At 58.7% G+C, this 17,422-nt stretch carries 18 protein-coding genes; 9 read left to right on the top strand and 9 right to left on the bottom strand.

The window, feature by feature from the left end; all coding sequences use genetic code 11:
* The first annotated feature begins 185 nt into the window (after positions 1 to 185).
* The 7 genes from ACID345_RS12640 (at position 186) to ACID345_RS12670 (ending at position 4,112) form a co-directional block, all read left to right on the top strand.
* Positions 186 to 752 (top strand): GNAT family N-acetyltransferase, encoded by a 567-nt coding sequence (locus ACID345_RS12640; protein ID WP_049761888.1) that lies wholly within the window; start codon positions 186 to 188, stop codon positions 750 to 752.
* Complete coding sequence (locus tag ACID345_RS12645) at positions 749 to 1,063, top strand: DUF6916 family protein (protein ID WP_041855678.1); 315 nt, start codon at positions 749 to 751, stop codon at positions 1,061 to 1,063. The genes ACID345_RS12640 and ACID345_RS12645 overlap by 4 nt, the downstream gene beginning before the upstream one ends.
* A 9-nt stretch (positions 1,064 to 1,072) precedes the next feature.
* Positions 1,073 to 1,573, top strand: a complete 501-nt coding sequence (locus tag ACID345_RS12650; RefSeq protein WP_011523255.1) for a phage tail protein — start codon at positions 1,073 to 1,075, stop codon at positions 1,571 to 1,573.
* A gap of 26 nt (positions 1,574 to 1,599) precedes the next feature.
* A complete protein-coding gene (locus ACID345_RS12655; protein ID WP_011523256.1) occupies positions 1,600 to 2,097 on the top strand; it encodes a phage tail protein in 498 nt (165 codons plus the stop codon).
* A 22-nt stretch (positions 2,098 to 2,119) separates the two neighbouring features.
* Positions 2,120 to 2,650 (top strand): phage tail protein, encoded by a 531-nt coding sequence (locus ACID345_RS12660; protein WP_011523257.1) that lies wholly within the window; start codon positions 2,120 to 2,122, stop codon positions 2,648 to 2,650.
* Between the two features lie 36 nt (positions 2,651 to 2,686).
* The gene (locus ACID345_RS12665) at positions 2,687 to 3,133 is read left to right on the top strand and encodes a DUF6916 family protein (RefSeq protein ID WP_011523258.1); all 447 of its coding nucleotides are present in this window, start codon (positions 2,687 to 2,689) and stop codon (positions 3,131 to 3,133) included.
* A 454-nt stretch (positions 3,134 to 3,587) separates the two neighbouring features.
* A complete protein-coding gene (locus tag ACID345_RS12670; protein ID WP_083763740.1) occupies positions 3,588 to 4,112 on the top strand; it encodes a DUF3455 domain-containing protein in 525 nt (174 codons plus the stop codon).
* 179 nt (positions 4,113 to 4,291) lie between these two features.
* Here ACID345_RS12670 and gcvPB read toward each other — a convergent pair whose 3' ends face one another.
* From gcvPB to gcvT, 4 genes are all read right to left on the bottom strand, one after another.
* Entirely contained in the window at positions 4,292 to 5,809 is a 1,518-nt protein-coding gene (gene gcvPB, locus ACID345_RS12675; RefSeq protein WP_011523260.1) for an aminomethyl-transferring glycine dehydrogenase subunit GcvPB, read from the bottom strand.
* Positions 5,806 to 7,137 (bottom strand): aminomethyl-transferring glycine dehydrogenase subunit GcvPA, encoded by a 1,332-nt coding sequence (gcvPA, locus tag ACID345_RS12680; RefSeq protein ID WP_011523261.1) that lies wholly within the window; start codon positions 7,135 to 7,137, stop codon positions 5,806 to 5,808. The genes gcvPB and gcvPA overlap by 4 nt, the downstream gene beginning before the upstream one ends.
* A 145-nt stretch (positions 7,138 to 7,282) precedes the next feature.
* A complete protein-coding gene (gene gcvH, locus ACID345_RS12685) occupies positions 7,283 to 7,663 on the bottom strand; it encodes a glycine cleavage system protein GcvH (RefSeq protein WP_011523262.1) in 381 nt (126 codons plus the stop codon).
* A 120-nt stretch (positions 7,664 to 7,783) separates the two neighbouring features.
* Positions 7,784 to 8,926, bottom strand: a complete 1,143-nt coding sequence (gcvT, locus tag ACID345_RS12690; protein WP_011523263.1) for a glycine cleavage system aminomethyltransferase GcvT — start codon at positions 8,924 to 8,926, stop codon at positions 7,784 to 7,786.
* Between the two features lie 255 nt (positions 8,927 to 9,181).
* On the opposite strand from gcvT, the gene ACID345_RS12695 reads away from it, so the two are divergent.
* The gene (locus ACID345_RS12695) at positions 9,182 to 9,538 is read left to right on the top strand and encodes a response regulator transcription factor (RefSeq protein WP_041856640.1); all 357 of its coding nucleotides are present in this window, start codon (positions 9,182 to 9,184) and stop codon (positions 9,536 to 9,538) included.
* A gap of 324 nt (positions 9,539 to 9,862) precedes the next feature.
* On the opposite strand, the gene ACID345_RS12700 is transcribed toward ACID345_RS12695, so the two are convergent.
* From ACID345_RS12700 to ACID345_RS12720, 5 genes are all read right to left on the bottom strand, one after another.
* On the bottom strand, positions 9,863 to 11,104 hold the full coding sequence (locus ACID345_RS12700; protein ID WP_011523265.1) for an ARPP-1 family domain-containing protein: 1,242 nt from the start codon (positions 11,102 to 11,104) through the stop codon (positions 9,863 to 9,865).
* A gap of 235 nt (positions 11,105 to 11,339) precedes the next feature.
* The gene (locus ACID345_RS12705; protein WP_011523266.1) at positions 11,340 to 12,017 is read right to left on the bottom strand and encodes a lipid-binding SYLF domain-containing protein; all 678 of its coding nucleotides are present in this window, start codon (positions 12,015 to 12,017) and stop codon (positions 11,340 to 11,342) included.
* 142 nt (positions 12,018 to 12,159) lie between these two features.
* Positions 12,160 to 12,804, bottom strand: coding sequence for a dihydrofolate reductase family protein (locus ACID345_RS12710; protein WP_011523267.1), 645 nt, complete (start codon positions 12,802 to 12,804; stop codon positions 12,160 to 12,162).
* 339 nt (positions 12,805 to 13,143) lie between these two features.
* Positions 13,144 to 15,321 (bottom strand): M28 family metallopeptidase, encoded by a 2,178-nt coding sequence (locus ACID345_RS12715; protein WP_011523268.1) that lies wholly within the window; start codon positions 15,319 to 15,321, stop codon positions 13,144 to 13,146.
* A gap of 127 nt (positions 15,322 to 15,448) precedes the next feature.
* Positions 15,449 to 16,423, bottom strand: a complete 975-nt coding sequence (locus ACID345_RS12720; RefSeq protein ID WP_011523269.1) for a patatin-like phospholipase family protein — start codon at positions 16,421 to 16,423, stop codon at positions 15,449 to 15,451.
* Between the two features lie 208 nt (positions 16,424 to 16,631).
* Here ACID345_RS12720 and ACID345_RS12725 point away from each other — a divergent pair, with 208 nt between their 5' ends.
* A complete protein-coding gene (locus ACID345_RS12725) occupies positions 16,632 to 17,150 on the top strand; it encodes an NUDIX hydrolase (RefSeq protein ID WP_011523270.1) in 519 nt (172 codons plus the stop codon).
* Positions 17,151 to 17,422 lie beyond the last annotated feature (272 nt).

Raw genomic sequence — 17,422 nt, forward strand, 5'->3', positions numbered from 1 at the left:
GTAAACACGAAGTGATATTCACAACATGCGGCTTGACTTTGAGCAGCAGCACTGGCATGATTCGCCTCAGTTTGCGCCGTAGAGTACGCGCTTTTCCGCCCCCTAAAAGTTCCCCCGAGTTTTTCGGAACCGAAATTGAATTCGTTTCTGTGTATGACTGTCGGACAAATTTCTTGAAGCAACAGATGAACGGCGCACGGCCTTCTTCAGACGGAGCAGCACCCATCGCAACGCATGACACCATTGCTATCGCACGGTCGCAGGTGACGCTTGTCCCGCGCCAGGATGGCGATGCGGAATTTCTCTATCGCGTGTATGCCAGCACCCGCGCTGAGGAAGTGGCGCAAACCGGCTGGCCGATGGAAATGCAGGAACAGTTCCTTCGCATGCAGTTCAACGCACAGACGAGCGCGTATGCCATGCAGACGCCGACCGCTGAACACTCCATCATTCACGTGCATGGCGAACCCGCCGGACGCATGATCCTGGAGCGCACGACGACGGAGCTTCACCTGGTAGACATTGCTCTGTTACCTGAGTATCGCAACCTTGGTGTTGGTTCCCTGCTGATGGGCGATCTCCTGGCAGAAGCCGAGCAAAGCGACCGCAAGATTCATTTGTATGTCGAGCGCTTCAATCCAGCACTGCAATGGTATGAGCGCATGGGCTTCGTAGCGGTGACGGAAGGTCCTATTTACCTGGAGATGTATTGGCGTCCGCAACGCATCGCGACCAGCGAGGACAAACAGTGACCGTGGCGATCGAGCTCAGCAAGGAACTATTCAAAGCGAACCTGCGGACCGTGTTCCATTTTTCGCTGGGAGAGGCCGGGAAGAGGGACCTCGAACTCATGGAAGTGACGCTCGGCAAAACGGATCCGCGCTACGAGACATTTTCACTGATGTTCCGTGGGGCCCGCGAGGAACATCTCGAACAGCGGACCTACGACGTGAACCATGATGCGATCGGTGAGTTTCCGCTATTTATCACGGCGGTGGAGCGGAACGACGCAGGCACGTTTTATGAAGCTGTATTTAATCGGCTTTTAAGGGCAGAAGGATAGGAGACGGCTATGAGTAGTCCCTTTGTAGGGGAGATTCGATTGTTTGCGGGAAGCTTCGCTCCACAGAACTGGGCGTTTTGCAACGGACAATTGATGGCCATCAGCGAGAACACAACTCTGTTTACCCTGATTGGAACCACCTACGGTGGCGATGGAGTGAATACCTTCGGCTTGCCGGACCTGCAAGGCCGGGTGCCGATCCACCAGGGAAGCGGCTTTGTCATTGGCCAGCTGTCTGGATCTGAGACTGTGACCGTGAGCTCGAGCCAGTTGCCGCAACACAATCACCTGGCGCAGGCAAGTTCGGCATCCCTGGGGAGCAATGATCCCTCCGGCAATTTTTGGGCGAGCAATCCGTCGACGAAGCAATATTCCGACCAGTCACCGAGTGGCCAGATGGCAGGCCCGACCTCTCTGACCGGGGGCAACCAGCCGCATGACAACATGCTGCCGTTCCTCTGTGTTACTTACATCATTGCACTGTTCGGAATTTTCCCGAGCCAGAACTAGCAGCAAATCTGAGACGAGGCACGACGATGAGCAATCCATTCTTATGTGAAATCCGGATCGTCAGTTTCAACTTCGCGCCGAAAGGTTGGGCGTTTTGTAATGGTCAAATCCTGCCCATCAATCAAAACCAGGCGTTGTTCTCGCTGATGGGCACAACCTACGGCGGCAATGGCACAACAAATTTTGCACTGCCGAACTTGCAGGGCCGTACTCCGTTTCACACGGGTTCAGGATTTACCCTCGGCCAAGTCGGAGGCGAACAGAACCACACACTGATCATCACCGAGATGCCTGCGCACACGCACAACTTGCAGGTAAACAGCGTAGCGGCGGATGCATCATCGGCGGTTGGCAGTTTCTTCGGGAATGCGGGCGCGTCGAACTATGCGGCGACTGCCGACACATCCATGGCGAGCGGGGCGATTGCTAGTGCGGGCGGAGGCCAACCACACAACAACCTGTCGCCGTATCTGGTATTGAACTTCGTGGTTGCGTTGGTAGGCATTTTCCCGAGCCGGAATTAATTCGAGGGGGCAGGAGAACAGTATGTCCGATCAATTTGTGGCTGAAATCAGGATTTTCTCGTGCAATTTCGCGCCGTCAGGATGGGCGATGTGCAATGGCCAACTTTTGCCGATCAGCCAGAACACGGCGCTCTTCTCTCTGGTTGGAACTTTCTACGGGGGCAATGGCACAAACAACTTCGGTCTGCCAAACCTGCAAGCCCGCGCTCCGATGAACCAGGGGAGTGGCCCGGGGCTGACGCCTCGGAGTGTTGGAGAGACCGGCGGAGAAACGCAGGTCAGTTTGTTACAGTCTGAGATACCGGCTCACTCTCATCTTGTGAATGCGGTTGCCGGCGGAGGAGACCAGACAAACACCTCCGGTCACAACTTCGCCAGTGACGGGGCTACGCGCGGGAAGAAGATATATGCCACGACGGTAGTAAATGGCGCATTTATGGCGACAAAGCTTCTGAACCCGTCCGGCGGCACTCAACCGCATAACAATTTGCCGCCTTACCTGACGCTCACTTTTTGTATTGCGCTGCAAGGCATATTTCCGGCTCGAAACTAGCTTCAGCCAACGTTGCACGCAGACGAGGAGACTTTTATGGGAATGACACGGCGGGAGATCTTAGGACGTGGCGGGCTGCTGGCAGCATTCGCTGCAATGCCCGAAGTAGCACTCGGAGCCAGCGGTGCACAACCGGAAGCTGCGGGAAATTCCGTAAAGCTTTCGAGGACTCTTTTCGAGTCCGCGGCGGGTTCGAGCTTTGAGGTCCAGAGCGGAACGACGAAGCAGTATCTAACGTTGTTGAAGGTGGAGGACCTGCAGGCTGCTCCCGTCGTAGGGGCAGGTGCGTTCGCAAAGAATCCATCCGCCAATGCGAGCATGACGCAGACTTCGGGATACTTCCTCGTCTTCACGGGCGGCAGCAAACCGCTTGCGCAAGGCACCTACACGTTCAAGAGCGCATCGCTGGGAAGCATGCAGATCTTTATCGTGCCGACAGGCAATCGCCAGATGCAATACGTCGCGACCTTTGCCACTCGCTAACCGCGCACAACTCATTCATCGAAAGGCAGCCTACGGGCTGCCTTTTGTAATGATAGAGGGTGAAGAGAGAAACAACCGCGAGGCGCGAGCCTCGATTGTTTGTGCTCGGCCTTTGACGTAAGTGGGAGATTGCACGACCAAGGTGGGAGTTTTCGCGAGTGACAAATTTTGTTGTCAAGAGGCAGAAAACGTCATTTTGTTTGTAAGGCGATGAGAGCAGAGGAAATATAAATTTGGAAAAAGTGTCCGGTTTACCCCCTCGGGATTGATATTCTGAAAATAGAGGGTGTGAGAGAAATAGAGCGAGGCGCGAGCCTCGATTTTTTTGTGCGCGAAAGCGGAACAGCAGATCCTTCGCTGCGCTCTAGATGACAAGAGAGAGTAGTGGAGAGACAGGCGGTGGTTTGGGCTGGCCGCGACGCGGGATACCCTGGGGTTGATAGAATCGGTGGCCATGTTTAGAAATTGTGCGGTTCTTGCGATTGGACTTCTCGGTGGAACTTTTGCATTGGCGCAGCAAGCGGCGCCGACGGATGTACCGGCTTCGCTTATGCCGACAGGCAATGTCCATCTGATTTTGCAGACGCATGCGCGGGGCTCGCAGATTTATGAGTGCAGAGTATCGGATGATGGGAAATATGCCTGGACGTTGAAGGCGCCGGACGCGGAACTGCGCGACACCCGCGGCAGTGTTGTGATTTCGCATAGCGCAGGACCGAAGTGGCAGCATCGGGACGGCAGCACGATCATTGGCAACGTAGTGGCCAAGGCTCCGGCGCCGGATGGTAAGTCGATACCGTGGCTGCTGCTGAGCGCGGACAATTCGAATTCGCGCGCGGGCATCTTGAGCAAAGTAACGTTCGTGCAACGGATCCATACCGAGGGCGGACAGGCTCCAACTGTGGGTTGCGAACAGGGACACAAGGGCGCGGAGTTTGGCGCGAAGTATGAGGCGGATTATTTGTTTTATGCGCCGTAGGATTTGTGGCGCTGCAGGCGAACAACAGATCCCACGTCGGGCTGACGCCCTCCTCTGGAAGACAAGAGAGAGTCGTGGGAGTGCGGGTGGCGGGATAGGCTAACGCTTGGCAGTTAAATTTTGGAAAGAGAGACGGGAGCCATTGGGCTCCCGTTTTGTTTGGAGAAAAGATGAATTGGCTATTCGGCGGCGCTTTTGGCTTTGGGCTTCCAGCGCAGGATCGGTTTTCTGGCGGCGGCGGTTTCGTCCATGCGGCTTACGCGCGTGTTGTACGGGGCGCCCGCGATGATCTCCGGGTTGTTTTCCGCTTCTTCCGCTACGGCCTTCATTGCCTCGATGAACTGGTCCAACTCTTCCTTCGATTCGCTTTCGGTGGGCTCGATCATGAGCGCGCCGGGAACGATCAGCGGGAACGACGTGGTGTAGGGGTGAAAGCCGTAATCGATCAAGCGCTTGGCGATGTCGCCGGTTTTGATTCCCTTCCGCGCCTGATTGCGGTCGCTGAAGACGACCTCGTGCATGCTTGGCGTGGAGTACGGGAGATCGTAAATGCCGGCGAGCTTTTTGCGAATGTAGTTGGCGTTGAGGACGGCGTCTTCGGTGGTGAGGCGCAGGCCGTCAGGACCGTTGGCCATGATGTAGGCGAGGGCGCGGACGTGCATGCCGAAGTTTCCGAAATACATGCGCACGCGGCCAATGGATTTGGGGCGGTCGTAGTCGAGGCGCAGAGTGCCGTCGGAATTGGCAACGACAACCGGCTTGGGCAGGAAGGGCTCGAGGTGCTTCTTGATGGCCACTGGCCCTGAGCCGGGACCGCCGCCGCCGTGCGGGGTGGAGAACGTCTTGTGCAGGTTGAGGTGCATGACGTCGACACCGAAGTCGCCGGGGCGGGTCTTGCCGACGAGCGCGTTCATGTTGGCGCCGTCCATGTAAAGCTGGCCGCCTTTTTCGTGCAGGATGTCGGCGATCTTGTGGATCTCCTGCTCGAAGACACCGAGGGTGTTCGGGTTGGTGAGCATGAGCGCGGCGACGTCTTCGTTCATCTGCGCGACGAGCGAAGGAATGTCGGTGAGTCCGGCGGAGTTCGACTTGAGGTTCTCGACCTGGTAGCCGCAAATGGCCGCGGTGGCGGGATTGGTGCCGTGCGCGCTGTCGGGGATGAGGATCTTTTTGCGCGGGTTCCCTTGTGACTCGAGATAGGCGCGGATGAGGAGGATGCCGGTCATCTCGCCATGCGCGCCGGCGGCGGGCTGCAAGGTGATGGAGTCCATGCCGGTGATCTCGACGAGTTGGTCGGCGAGCATCTTCATGATGCGCAGATTGCCTTGCGAGAGTTTCTCGGGCTGGTAAGGGTGCGCGCCGGCGATGCCGTCGAGACGGGCGACGACTTCGTTGATGCGGGCGTTGTACTTCATGGTGCAGGAGCCAAGCGGATACATGCCGTAATCGACGGCGTAGTTCCAGGTGCTCATGCGGGTGAAGTGGCGGATGATTTCGATCTCCGAAACTTCAGGCATGTTGCCGAGGTCTTCGCGGACGTACTCGGCGCCGAGGAGGGCGCGCTCGTCAACGTCAGGGACGTCGAGCGGCGGAAGGCGGTAGGCCTTTTTGCCGGGCGAGGACTTTTCGAAGATGAGGTCTTCGTTCTGGCTGACGTGCGTGGCGACCTTGGTGATTTTGTCGTTGAGGTTGCTCACTGGGCCACCCCTTTCGCGGCTGCGTCGATGGCGGCTTTGGCGTTGAGTTCGGTGACGCACCAGACGGCGCTGTTGCCGAGTTCGGGATAGAACTTTTTCAGCGGGAAGCCGCCGATGATCTTGTCGGAGATGAGCTTGTCATTGAGTTCGCGGGAGTCGCTCTTGGTTTGGACGACGAACTCGTTGAAGAACGGAGAATTTTTGAAGAGGACTTTGGCGCCGGCTTTTTCGAAGGCGCTGACAGCGTAGGCGGTCTTGGCGAGATTTTGTTTGGCGAGCTCGCGCAAGCCCTGCTTGCCGTACACGGTCATGAAGATGCTGGCAATCAGTGCGATGAGCGCCTGGTTGGTGCAGATGTTCGAGGTCGCCTTCTCGCGGCGGATGTGCTGCTCGCGAGTGGAGAGCGTGAGGACGAATCCGCGCTTGCCGTTGCGATCCACGGTTTGGCCGCACAGGCGACCAGGAATTTGGCGGACGAATTTTTCTTTCGTGGCGATGACGCCGACGTAAGGGCCGCCGTAGCCGAGCGGGACGCCGAAGGACTGCGACTCCATGCTGATGATGTCGGCTTCGCTGGGCGGCTTGATGAGGCCGAGCGAGAGGGCTTCACTGATGGAGACGACGAGGAGCGCGCCCTTCTTGTGGACGAGGTCCGCGATGGCCGCGACGTCTTCAATGGTGCCGAAGAAATTCGGCGACTGGATGAGGACGGCGGCGGTCTGGTCGGTGATGGCGGCTTCGAGGGCTTTGATGTCCACGCGGCCGGTTTCGGCGTTGTAGCCGACGTGCGAGATCGGCAGGCCCTGGTGTTGCGCGTAGGTCGCGATGACCTCGCGGTACTCGGGGTGGACGGTGTTGGCGATGATCGCAGAGTGGCGTCCGGTGAGGCGGACGGCCATCATGATGGCTTCGGCAGCGCCGGTGGAACCGTCGTACATGGAGGCGTTGGCGACTTCCATGCCGGTGAGTTCGCAGATCATGGACTGGAACTCGAAGATGGCTTGCAGGGTGCCCTGCGAGATCTCCGGTTGGTAGGGCGTGTAGGCGGTGAACCATTCGCCGCGGGAGATGAGCGAGTCGATCACGACCGGGCGATAGTGGTTGTAAGCGCCGGCGCCGATGAAGATCGAGTAGCCGTTGGCATTCTCGGAGGCGCGCTGCTTGAAGAAGTCGAGGATTTCGGATTCGCCGTACTGGCGCGGGATCGCGAGATCGCGCGTGAGGCGATATTCCGCGGGGATGGGGGCGAAGAGGTCGTCGATGGTGGCGCAACCTAGTTCGCGAAGCATCTGGTCGCGGTCGGACTGGGATTTGGGAAGATAGCGCATTGTCTTATGAGTTTGGATTAACGAGAGTGCGTGCGGGATTCGCTTCGCGCGCGAGTTGAGATTGGGGTGGGTATAGGGGTCCTTCGACTACGCGTGCTGCGCACGCTTCGCTCAGGATGACAGGGCTTCGATCGATTGAATGCAATTAGTGGCCGGCTTCTTCGGCGGCGAACTTTTCGTAGTCGGCGGCGCTTAGGAGGTCGTTGAGTTCGGACGGGTTGGTGAGCTCGACTTTGACCATCCAGGCGGCGTGGGCGTCGGTGTTTACTTTTTCGGGCGTGGTGGCGAGTTCTTCGTTGACGGCGGTGACTTTACCGCTGACCGGGGCGAAGAGGTCGCTGACGGCCTTCACGGATTCGACGGAGCCGAAGCTCTGGCCCTTGGTGATGGTGGCGCCGACTTTGGGGAGTTCGACGAAGACGATATCGCCGAGAGAGGATTGCGCGTGGTCGGTGATGCCGATTTTACCGTCGGCAGAGATCCATTCGTGTTCTTTGGTGTATTTGAAGTCGGCTGGATAGGCCATTGCGTTCTCCCTCAGGGGCTAAAGCCCCATCTATAAAAGGTCGGCGGATCGGCGCGGCTCAAGCCGCGCCCTGATACAAACCGCATTCGGCATGATTGAAATCACGCCCTGATACAAAACCTAGGAACTCTTCTTGGGTCGCTTGTAGAACTGCGACGGGACTACTTTTGCTTTTACCGGTTGGTTACGGATTTCGACGGCGACGATGTTGTCTAACGCGCTTTGTTCGACTGGGACGTAGGCTAATGCCAGGTTGCGTTTTAGGAACGGCATATACGAGCCGCTGGTTACGTAGCCGATTTCTTTGCCTTCGAGATCGAGAACTTTGTAGCCGTCGCGCGGGATGCCGCGTTCGATCGTCTCCAAACCTACGAGTGCGCGCTTCACGCCATCGTTCTTGGCTTTTTCTAGGGCGGCGCGGCCGATGAAGTCGCCTTTGTCCATCTTAAGGAAGCGGTCAAGTCCGGCTTCCCAGACGTTGATTTCGTCGCTGATCTCGTGGCCGTAGAGCGGCAGCTTGCCTTCGAGGCGCAGAGTGTTGCGCGAGCCGAGCCCGGCGGGGACGACGCCGAATTCTTTTCCGGCTTGGAGCAGTTCGTTCCAGACGCGGTCGCTGGTGGCGGCGTCGCTGGGGATGTAGATCTCGAAGCCGTCTTCGGCGGTGTAGCCGGTGCGGGCGATCAGGACGTTCTTAAGTCCGGCAACGGTGCCGCGGGTGAACCAGTAGAACTTGACCTTCGAGAGATCGACGTCGGTCAATTTCTGGAGGGTATCTACGCCCTTGGGACCCTGGATGGCGATCTGGGTGAACTGGTCGCTGAGATCTTCAACCGTTACTTTAAATTGCCTGGTGTTGTCCTTGACCCAGTTGACGTCTTTTTCGCGGGTGCCAGCGTTGATGACGAGGAGGTAGTCGTCGTCGGCAAATTTGTGGACGATGACGTCGTCGACGAAAGTGCCGTTGGGATAAAGCATTGCCGAGTATTGCGCCTGGCCGGTGTTGAGTTTCGAGGCATCGTTCATGGTGAGGTACTGAACGGCCTTGAGGGCTTCAGGGCCGTGGACACGGATGTCGCCCATGTGGGAGACGTCGAAGAGGCCGACGCCGGCGCGGACGGCGAGGTGCTCTTTCATGAGGCCGCCGACGGAGGGGTACTCGACCGGCATGTCCCAGCCGCTGTAGTCCACCATTTTGGCGCCGGATTGGCGATGGGTGGCGTTGAGCGCAGTTTTGCGAATGTTTGCCTCGACTGGCGGATTCAAATCTAGACCTTCTTTTTGAAGCGAAAGCGTTCAGCGAGCGCGGCTTCAGATAGCGGAACCATTCACGGTAACACGCTGATTTCTTGCGGGTCAATGCGGTGGGGCATGAGGTTTCACGGAAGGCAAAAGCGGGAAAGATGGAGGGAAGGAAACAGGAGGAAAAATTCAACAAAAGGAGACAATCGGGCGAATCGAAGATGGCTATACTGCAATCAAATTTCTAACCAAGTATTGAATTTTTTGCGTGGGGATTTTGTGCCTCAGAAGACGTTGTTGTGCGTGGATGACGAAGCGGTGGGGCTGAAGGTGCGAAAGATCATCCTGGAGCGGGAGGGATATCGCGTGCTTACGGCTTCCGCGGGAGTAGATGGGCTGACGGTGTTCAGCGAGCAGGAAGTGGATGGAGTGGTGCTCGACTACGCGATGCCGGGAATGAACGGCGGGTCGGTGGCTTCGGCGATGAAGCGGACGAAGCCGCAGGTTCCGATTATCTTGTTGTCGGCCTATCTCGCGCTGCCGGATTCGGTGATGGATACGGTGGACGCGTTTGTTGTGAAGGGCGACGCGCCGGAGGTGTTGTTGTCGAAGATTGCGGAATTGGTGCGCGCCTGAATTTGTACTTCCCTCCTTCCAAGGTTTCACGTTACATTCCTCGGCATGGCTGAACGATACATGTGTATTTCGTGCGAGCGCGACGAACGCGATTGCGAGTGCCACCGGTATTGCTCGATCTGCCAGGGCGAGAATGATTGCCGGTTGTGGATGGACGGGCAATATTATTGCCTGGAGTGTCGCGAGGTTTGCGATTACGCGCCGCAGGAGAAATAAACCTAAATCTTTAAACACGAAGGACACGAAGGTTTCACGAAGGTTTTTTGAGTTCGAAATTACCTTCGTGATCCTTGGTGTCGTTCGTGGTTGAAATGCCTTTTCCCGTTAGTCGATTGGTATTTGCCGGCCTTCCATGGGGACGGGGCGCGGCATTATTTTGGCGCGGCGGTCGTCTTCTACTACTCGGCTGATGTGGACGTCGAAGTCGGTGCCGGGCAGTAGCGTTTGCAGGAAGAATGCCGACTGTAGCGTGCCGCGGACTTCGCGGTAGCGATAGACACCGGTTTCCCCCTGGCTGGTTTCCGAGCCGTGCAGCGGGTTGTTGAGGAAACGCTCGGCGGCATCGCGCGTCACTTCTCCCCTTCCGTACCATCCAGTTTCAAAAGACTCGGCGGCGTAGGAGCGGACAAGCTTCGTCCAGTAGGCGGAGAGCATGTCGGGCGTAGCGAAGACGTCGGCCCAGATGATCTGGCCGCGGACGGCGACGATCACGCCGACGGCGTTCTGCTCGCGCAGCTTCTGCAAAATATCGTGGCTCGATTCGGTGAGGGGCACGGCGACCTTGTCTACCTCTTTGGTCAGGCGTTCGTCTTTCATGGCCTTGGCGTAGGAGGTAGTGCCGAGCTCAACGGGCTGTGTAGGGCTCGGAGACGCGGCGCGGGCACTGTTTGAAACGGCGCCAGCGACGGAATCCCACACTTCCTGCTGATTGTTCTTCACCATGGCTTTGCTGCGGACGGACGGCTGCACCATGAAACTGCCGTTTGTAGAGTCGGCGGAGACTCCGAATTTGTCGGAGGACTCGACCCAGCGGCCGTGCTCAATGCAGAAGACGGAGAGGTCAATGGGATCGCTTTGCGCGGGCACGATGCGGTCTTTGCCGATGACGCGGTCCTGTTTGCCGCCGGTAACGATTTCACCGGCGAGGAGGATGAGTGGCTTGTCGGAGTGATTGACGAGCACGAGCGTGTTGACGCGGTCACCGCGGTAGTTGTCCTCGCGAATAGGCGCGCCGTTGCGCGGACGAACGAGACCGCGAAGCCTGCCGTACTCGGTGACTTCCACTTCCCCGTTGCGGAGGCCTTCGTCGAGGGTGATGTAGTCCCACTTCCTGGCTGCGCCGCTGAGGTTGCGCACCACGGGAAAGAGCGTGAGCGCACCCGAGTGCAGCGGTTCGAGGACGCGGTATTCGCCGCGTGGTGCGGGATCGGGTCCGGGTGCGGGAGACGGGGTTGGTTCGGGAAGTGGACCGGCCTGTGCCGGTTGTGCCGGTGCAAAAGCGATTGCAGCGAAGAGGGCGGCGGCAAGCACGAGGACGAGGGCGCCGATCCAGATATCGCGTTTCATGGAGACCTCCTGCGAGAAGAACGCGGGAGGTGTGGGGGCTTGCAGGAAATTTTTGGGCAGGGGCTAAAGCCCCTTCTTACTTGAGGAGCTTTTCGGCACGACTGAAGTCGTGCCCTGATACAAAGCTGCTGCGATACGAGTTTTCGGCGGCCTATGAATTCGCGCCTTTTCACCGATCAAAAAGCTGGCCCAGCCGATGCTCAAGCTGGGCCAGCCACTCGGGGATTGGGTGAGATTACATGTGTTTGGGCGAGGCGCTATCGAGCAACGCGATCAACGGCTGTCCGGAGGCGGGTGTGGTCACTTGCCCGTCGCGAACGATCTGGGTGGCGTCCACACTCTTGCCGTAGAGCGACTTGTTGGCGTCGTTATCGCCTTCCATGGAGGCACTGCCGAGCGAGGCGCCAGCGAAGAGGCCTTCTTTGGCGCGCGAATAGGTGTAGATATCCGCGTCCACCGCTACCGCTTTGGCGCCGGACGGACCGGCATTGGCAGAGGCGTCGGAGCCGAGCTTGAGTTTGCCGGAGAGGGCTTTATTAGCGGCCTGCTGGTTCATCACCAGCAAGACAAAGTCAGTTGAGGAACCGCCGAGTTGAACGCCGAGGCTGCCCGTGTCGAGCGAGTACATGGCGGGCGCACTCCACTTGCCGGACATGGTGGTGCCGGTGCGACAAGTCAGCAAGCCGCGGCCGTAGCTTACGCCGATCCCGATGCCGACCTTTTTTACGCGGGGAAACACGAGCACACAAACAGATTTATTCAGGACTTCATGCGGGATGCCGTTGGTTTGGCCGACGACCGCTTTCAGAACATCGGTTGACTCGGAGATCCGCTGATCCATTTTCTTATCGGCGGCAAGAGCTGGGAGCGAAAGTGCGAGTACGATCGCGAGCGAGAGGGACTTCGTTTTCATGAAGCACTCCTTGTTTCGGAAAGATGTGAGCCGATGGGGACGTGTGCGCTGGAGAAAGCTGCAGCAAGTGCGGAGTATGGTGCGCGGAATGGGGGCGTGGGGCAACTGTCAGGGTTGACAGGGGAGCGCAGGGGCCCTTCGTTCAGGCCCTGCGGATGGTCACATGGGTCGCGCCTTCGCCTTTTACGGAGTCCACTACCTGATAGCCCAGCTTTGGCCAGTTCAGGCCGGAGAAGAGTGGCTCGCCTTCACCGAGCAGCACAGGAGAGAGGGCGAGGTGTAGTTCGTCAACGAGGCCTGCTGCGATGTATTGGCGGATGGTGGCAGCGCCGCCGCCAATGCGGACGTCTTTGCCTTGGGCGGCTTCTTTGGCGCGCTGTAGGGCGATCTCGGGGCCTTCGGTTACGAAGTGGAAGGTGGTGCCGCCCTTCATTTCTAACGATGGGCGCGCGTGGTGGGTGAGGACGAAAGTTGGGACGTGATAGGGCGGCTCTTCTCCCCACCAGCCTTTCCAGTCGTAATTGGGCCACGGGCCGCGGACGGGACCGAACATATTGCGGCCGAGGATCCAGGCGCCGACGTTGTCGAAAGAGCGGAGGGCGAAATCGTTGTCGATGCCGCGGGTGCCGCCTTCTTTGCCCTGCATTTTTTGGAAGACATCGGTGGGGAAAAACCATGCGAAGGCTTGGGGCATGCCGACGCCTAGCGGGTTGTTGAGGTCTTGATGAAGGCCGGCACCGAAGCCGTCGAGGGAGACGGAGAATGCATTTACACGAAGTTTGGACATGAGTTTTCCTCTTGCAGGATAGTCGAATGAGGTGGGGGAGAATCGACATTGGCGTGGGTCGAGGCGAACAACAGATTCCTCGTTGCGCTCGGAATGACAAGAGGGGGTGGACTGGCCGCGAGGCGTTTGCAGGGGCTGAAGCCCGGAATCTATTGGGCAGTGCTTTTCGGCACGACTGAAGTCGTGCCCTGATACAAAGCCTTTCGAAACGAGTTTTTCAGCAGCCTGTAAAGTCGTGCCCTGATGCAAACCGGGAATCAGATACAGAGCAAGATCAGAGAAAGAGCAAGATTCGAAGGAAGATCGGATACGAAGCGAAATTTTGAAACGACGCAAGAATCAGAAGCTGTGGGCGGATTCCAGGATTTCTGACGCGTGGTTGATGGCGGCGGTGGTGAGTTGGATCTGTTCGACTAGGGCTTGCTGGTCGTGGTGCTCGATGGCTTCGGTGATGCCGGGGAGGACGATGGCTTCGTAGCCGGTGGACTCGCCGGGGGCGTAGATGGCGTGACGGAACCAGGGGCGGCTGGGGAGGCCGTTGGTCAGGAAGGCGCGTTCGGCATCGCGCAACGCGGTGTTGATGCGGGCGGGGCTGGCGGCGCGACCGGCTTTCACCGCGCCTAGCAGCATGCTCCCCGCGGATTGCAGGCGCTTGGAGGCTTTGGTCAGCTCATCGAATTTTGGGCCGCCTTCGGGGAAGGATTCGGCGGCACGTTGTTTCGTGTATTCGATGTAGGCTTCAATTTCCTGACCGTAATCTTCGTAATCGAAGGGGAGAACATCGGCGTCGGCCATGCGGAGGACTTGCAGGCCGTGGAGTCGCGCCATTTGCTGCTCGTAGGCGAACTTTGGATCGGCGAACTTGGTGAACCAGGTGTAGTCGTCGAAGGCGGAGTGGTAGACGCCGTAGGGACCGTGGCTACCCATGTCGGCGGAGGCGACGCCGATGTGCTCGAGGAACGGGGTGTAGTCGGAGCCGCTGCCGAGATCGCCGACGGCGACATCCTGATGCGGGGGCGCGGCGGAAGAGTGGCGTGCGGAGCCGTTGACATCGGGAAAGACTTCGTTGCGCTGCGGCGATTTGCCGGAAGTGCGCTCGGTCCAGGCGTCGTAGACGCTGCCGCCTTGCGGGCTGGGAACGGACTTCGCGACATCGCGCATGAACTGCTTGAGACTGGGCACCGACGCGGCGGCGAAGTTGGGGCCGGTGACCGCGACGTCCATGTTGAAGTAGGCGACGGCCCCGCTGAGTTCCTGCGCGTGTTGCTCGACCCATTCAGTGGAGCCGACCATTCCCTGCTCTTCGGCGTCCCAACTGGCGAAGATAATAGTGCGCTTGGGACGCCAGCCTGCTTTTAGAAGCTGGCCGATGCCGCGCACGGCCTCAAGCTGGGCGACGGTGCCACTGCCGGGATCGGCGGCGCCGAAGACCCAGGCGTCACGATGATTACCGGACAGGACGATGTCGCTGGGATACTCGGCGCCCTTGACGGTGCCGATGACGTTCCAGATGGTGCGGTACTCGTAGTGGACAGCGATCTTGAGGTGGACCTTCACCGGGCCAACACCGAGGTGATATGTGAACGGCAACGCGCCTTGCCACGAGCGCGGAGACTCGGGGCCAGCGAGGTGCTGGAGAATCGGTGAGGCGTCGGCGTAAGAGAGCGGGAGAACCGGGATCTTGGGCAGGCTGGCGGATTGCGCGGCTTCGGTGCGTTCGGCAGTGGCGCTGGAAGGCGCTCCGGGTGTGGTGGGATCGCCGGGATAGCGGAACATAAAGTGGACATCGCCACGCTGCACGGCACTGGAGGGACGGTACGGGCCCTTGGGATAGACGTCACCCTTGAAGTAGCCGTCGTCCATGGGATCGGAATAGAGGATGACGCCGGCGGCGCCGCGCTGCTGCGCCTGCAGAACTTTTACGCCGCGGAAGATTTCGCCGTAGCGAATGATGACGAGCTTCCCTTTTACATCTACGCCGGCTTGCGCGAGGGTGTCGAAGTCTTCGGGGCGGCCGTAATTCGCGTACAAGACTTCGGCAGTGACATCGGCTGAAGGCGTGTAGCCGTTGAAGGCCGGAAGAATGCGGGAGTCTTTGGAGCCATCGTCGCCGTCCACGCGCTCAGGTGAGGGGCCGTGAAGGACGACGCCTTCAGGAGCAACGATGTCAATGCTGACGGACTCGGGGATTCCGAAGTAAACCTTGTATTCCTCAATAGAAGCTTGCAGCCCGGCTTCTTTGAACTTTTGCAGGACGTAGTCGGCGGTTTTGCGATCTTCGGGAGTGGTGGCGAGATGAGGCGTCGCGGTGAGAGCGCGCATGTCTTGCTCGGCGTGCTTGGGATCGGGGACGGCGAGGAATTTCTTCTCGAGTGCGAGTTGCGCTATGGGCTTCTCGAATCCGGCGATCGCGTTAGGCGGCTCGAAGACAGACTTCGTCGGGTCACCGAGCTCCGTCCCAAGGAAGGGAGCGATGAGCAGCGTCCAGAACACGATGAGCGAAACGAGCGGTCTCATTAGGGGCGGAGGCACTTAATCCAGCGACTGGCACAAACAGGTTATGGGCAGACAGCGTACACGATTTCGGGTTAGATGCAGAGTGCCGGAAGTAACCGAGGGGGCCGAGCGTTAGGACGATGAAATTCTACGCAGACAGGCCGGAGGGCTCGGCACTGATTGCAGGTTTTACCGACTTTTCAGAAACGACGCGAGTGGCACTTCCGAGCGGGATTTCGGCGACCTTCATCCATTGATGAATTGTCGGAACAACTTCGCGGATGGAGTTCTCGCCGGCGCGAATGAGATCGGTGGCACGATCGAATCCGTCGTAGGCGAAGCCGTCCACGTTGGGCTCGATAACGAGGTCGGCGTCGCGCTTCCAGATGCCCGACATTTTGGCTTGTGCGATGGAGAAACATTGGCCGATGACGTCGAAGACATGCCGGGGGCCCTTGAGATTGACCCAGTGCGCGCTGAGATAGACGGCGAGGACGCGGTCGGCGCCCATGTCGCGGAGCGGTGTAGTTGGGACGGCGTGAGCGAGCATGCCGTCTACGAGGAGGCGGCCGTTAACGCGAACGGGCTGGAACATGCCGGGGTAGGCGCAGCTGGCGCGCACGGCTTCTACGATGGGACCGCTGCGGAAGACGACACCTTCGCCGGTGGTGAGATCGGTAGCGACAACCGCGAGCGGGATGTTGAGTTCCTCGAAAGTTTTGCATTTCACGATCTTGCAGAGGAAACGATCCATGCGGTCGCTGGTGCAGAAGCCGAGCTTGTTCAGCGACCAGCGCGCGAAGTCTTTGAAGCGCACGATGGCGGCGATCTCCTGCATCTCGCGGGCCGATATACCGGAGCAGAAAGAGGCGCCGACGATGGAGCCGACGCTGGTGCCGGCGACGAAGTCGATGGGGATTCCCTCTTCCTGAAGGACGCGCAGAACGCCGATATGGGCGAGTCCGCGGGCGAATCCGCCGCCGAGGGCGATACCGATTTTCGGGGGAGGTGGGGGAGCGGGTAAAGGTATGTCGAGGATGGTTTCTTGCCGGTTGAGTTCGCGGGTAAAAGCTTTGACCGAGCGAACGATCTTCGAGATATGCGCCACGCGCACCGTCCACATACGCGCCTCTGCTCGATAACAAACCCGCGATCGGCGATAAAGACGCGCACCAATTACGATGCAGAGTGGGACGGGAGCGCTGCTTTGGTCAAAATCCCCACCCTATCGCGGGATGCGCGACAAGGATGGGGCACCCATAGTTTCGTAAGTTGCGAGCAGGGCTTCGACCTGAGATGATGTGGCTTCCAATCCGCTCTTGATCACAAATATGGTGCGTGAATTTTCGGCTGGTGGCGTGGTACTCCGCATGATCCGCGGACAGTGGCATATTGCCACCATTGAGCCGCATATTGAACGACCGAAGGCTACCCCCAAAAATGATGGCAAGGTGCGGAAACCCCACGTGCTGGCGCTGCCTAAGGGCACGGTGGATCCGGGCGAGAAGCCCCGGCAGACGGCGACCCGCGAAGTTTGGGAGGAGACCGGCTTGAAGGCCGAGATCATTACTAAGCTCGCCGACATTAAATACTTCTATGTGCGCTCCTGGGGCGACAAGGCTCGGGTGTTCAAAGTCGTCAGCTTTTATCTGTTCCGCTACCTGAGCGGGAAGCTGGGGAACATTGCGCCGGAGATGCAGCACGAGGTGCAGCAATGTTTCTGGACTCCTTTAGAAGATGCCCCGAAGCTGCTGAGTTATAAGGGCGAGCGGCAGATGGCGATGGAAGCGGTGGAGTACGTGAAGGCGCATCCGGAGCTGGCGCGGTCGATGCGGGTGGGGGCGGACTAGGCTTAGACAGTCGGGGTGATTGACAGGGGTTCTTCGACTGCGAACGCTTCGCGTTCTCCGCTCAGGATGACAGCACACCAATTTGGGAATGGAAATTTCGGTAGTTATTCGCGATTTTCATTGACTGAATGAGTATTCATTCACTATCGTTAGCTCAATTGAATAAGGCGCACGCCGTGCCATCCTCAACCCCACATCTATCGGCGTGCGCCGTTTGTTTGTTCCCTGGCAGTTTGATTCGAGCGTGTTGATTCACTTGATCGAAAACTGAG

It is taken from the genome of Candidatus Koribacter versatilis Ellin345, from assembly GCF_000014005.1.
Classification (GTDB): domain Bacteria; phylum Acidobacteriota; class Terriglobia; order Terriglobales; family Acidobacteriaceae; genus Korobacter; species Korobacter versatilis_A.

Excerpts from the sequence above, each read along its gene's own strand:
- ACID345_RS12670 (WP_083763740.1), top strand. The coding sequence starts at position 3,588 with ATGTTTAGAAATTGTGCGGTTCTTGCGATTGGACTTCTCGGTGGAACT.
- ACID345_RS12705 (WP_011523266.1), bottom strand. The coding sequence starts at position 12,017 with ATGAAAACGAAGTCCCTCTCGCTCGCGATCGTACTCGCACTTTCGCTC.
- ACID345_RS12650 (WP_011523255.1), top strand. The coding sequence starts at position 1,073 with ATGAGTAGTCCCTTTGTAGGGGAGATTCGATTGTTTGCGGGAAGCTTC.
- ACID345_RS12640 (WP_049761888.1), top strand. The coding sequence starts at position 186 with ATGAACGGCGCACGGCCTTCTTCAGACGGAGCAGCACCCATCGCAACG.
- gcvPA (WP_011523261.1), bottom strand. The coding sequence starts at position 7,137 with ATGCGCTATCTTCCCAAATCCCAGTCCGACCGCGACCAGATGCTTCGC.
- ACID345_RS12715 (WP_011523268.1), bottom strand. The coding sequence starts at position 15,321 with ATGAGACCGCTCGTTTCGCTCATCGTGTTCTGGACGCTGCTCATCGCT.
- ACID345_RS12700 (WP_011523265.1), bottom strand. The coding sequence starts at position 11,104 with ATGAAACGCGATATCTGGATCGGCGCCCTCGTCCTCGTGCTTGCCGCC.
- gcvH (WP_011523262.1), bottom strand. The coding sequence starts at position 7,663 with ATGGCCTATCCAGCCGACTTCAAATACACCAAAGAACACGAATGGATC.
- ACID345_RS12720 (WP_011523269.1), bottom strand. The coding sequence starts at position 16,423 with ATGTGGACGGTGCGCGTGGCGCATATCTCGAAGATCGTTCGCTCGGTC.
- ACID345_RS12665 (WP_011523258.1), top strand. The coding sequence starts at position 2,687 with ATGGGAATGACACGGCGGGAGATCTTAGGACGTGGCGGGCTGCTGGCA.
- ACID345_RS12660 (WP_011523257.1), top strand. The coding sequence starts at position 2,120 with ATGTCCGATCAATTTGTGGCTGAAATCAGGATTTTCTCGTGCAATTTC.
- ACID345_RS12710 (WP_011523267.1), bottom strand. The coding sequence starts at position 12,804 with ATGTCCAAACTTCGTGTAAATGCATTCTCCGTCTCCCTCGACGGCTTC.
- ACID345_RS12725 (WP_011523270.1), top strand. The coding sequence starts at position 16,632 with ATGGTGCGTGAATTTTCGGCTGGTGGCGTGGTACTCCGCATGATCCGC.
- ACID345_RS12655 (WP_011523256.1), top strand. The coding sequence starts at position 1,600 with ATGAGCAATCCATTCTTATGTGAAATCCGGATCGTCAGTTTCAACTTC.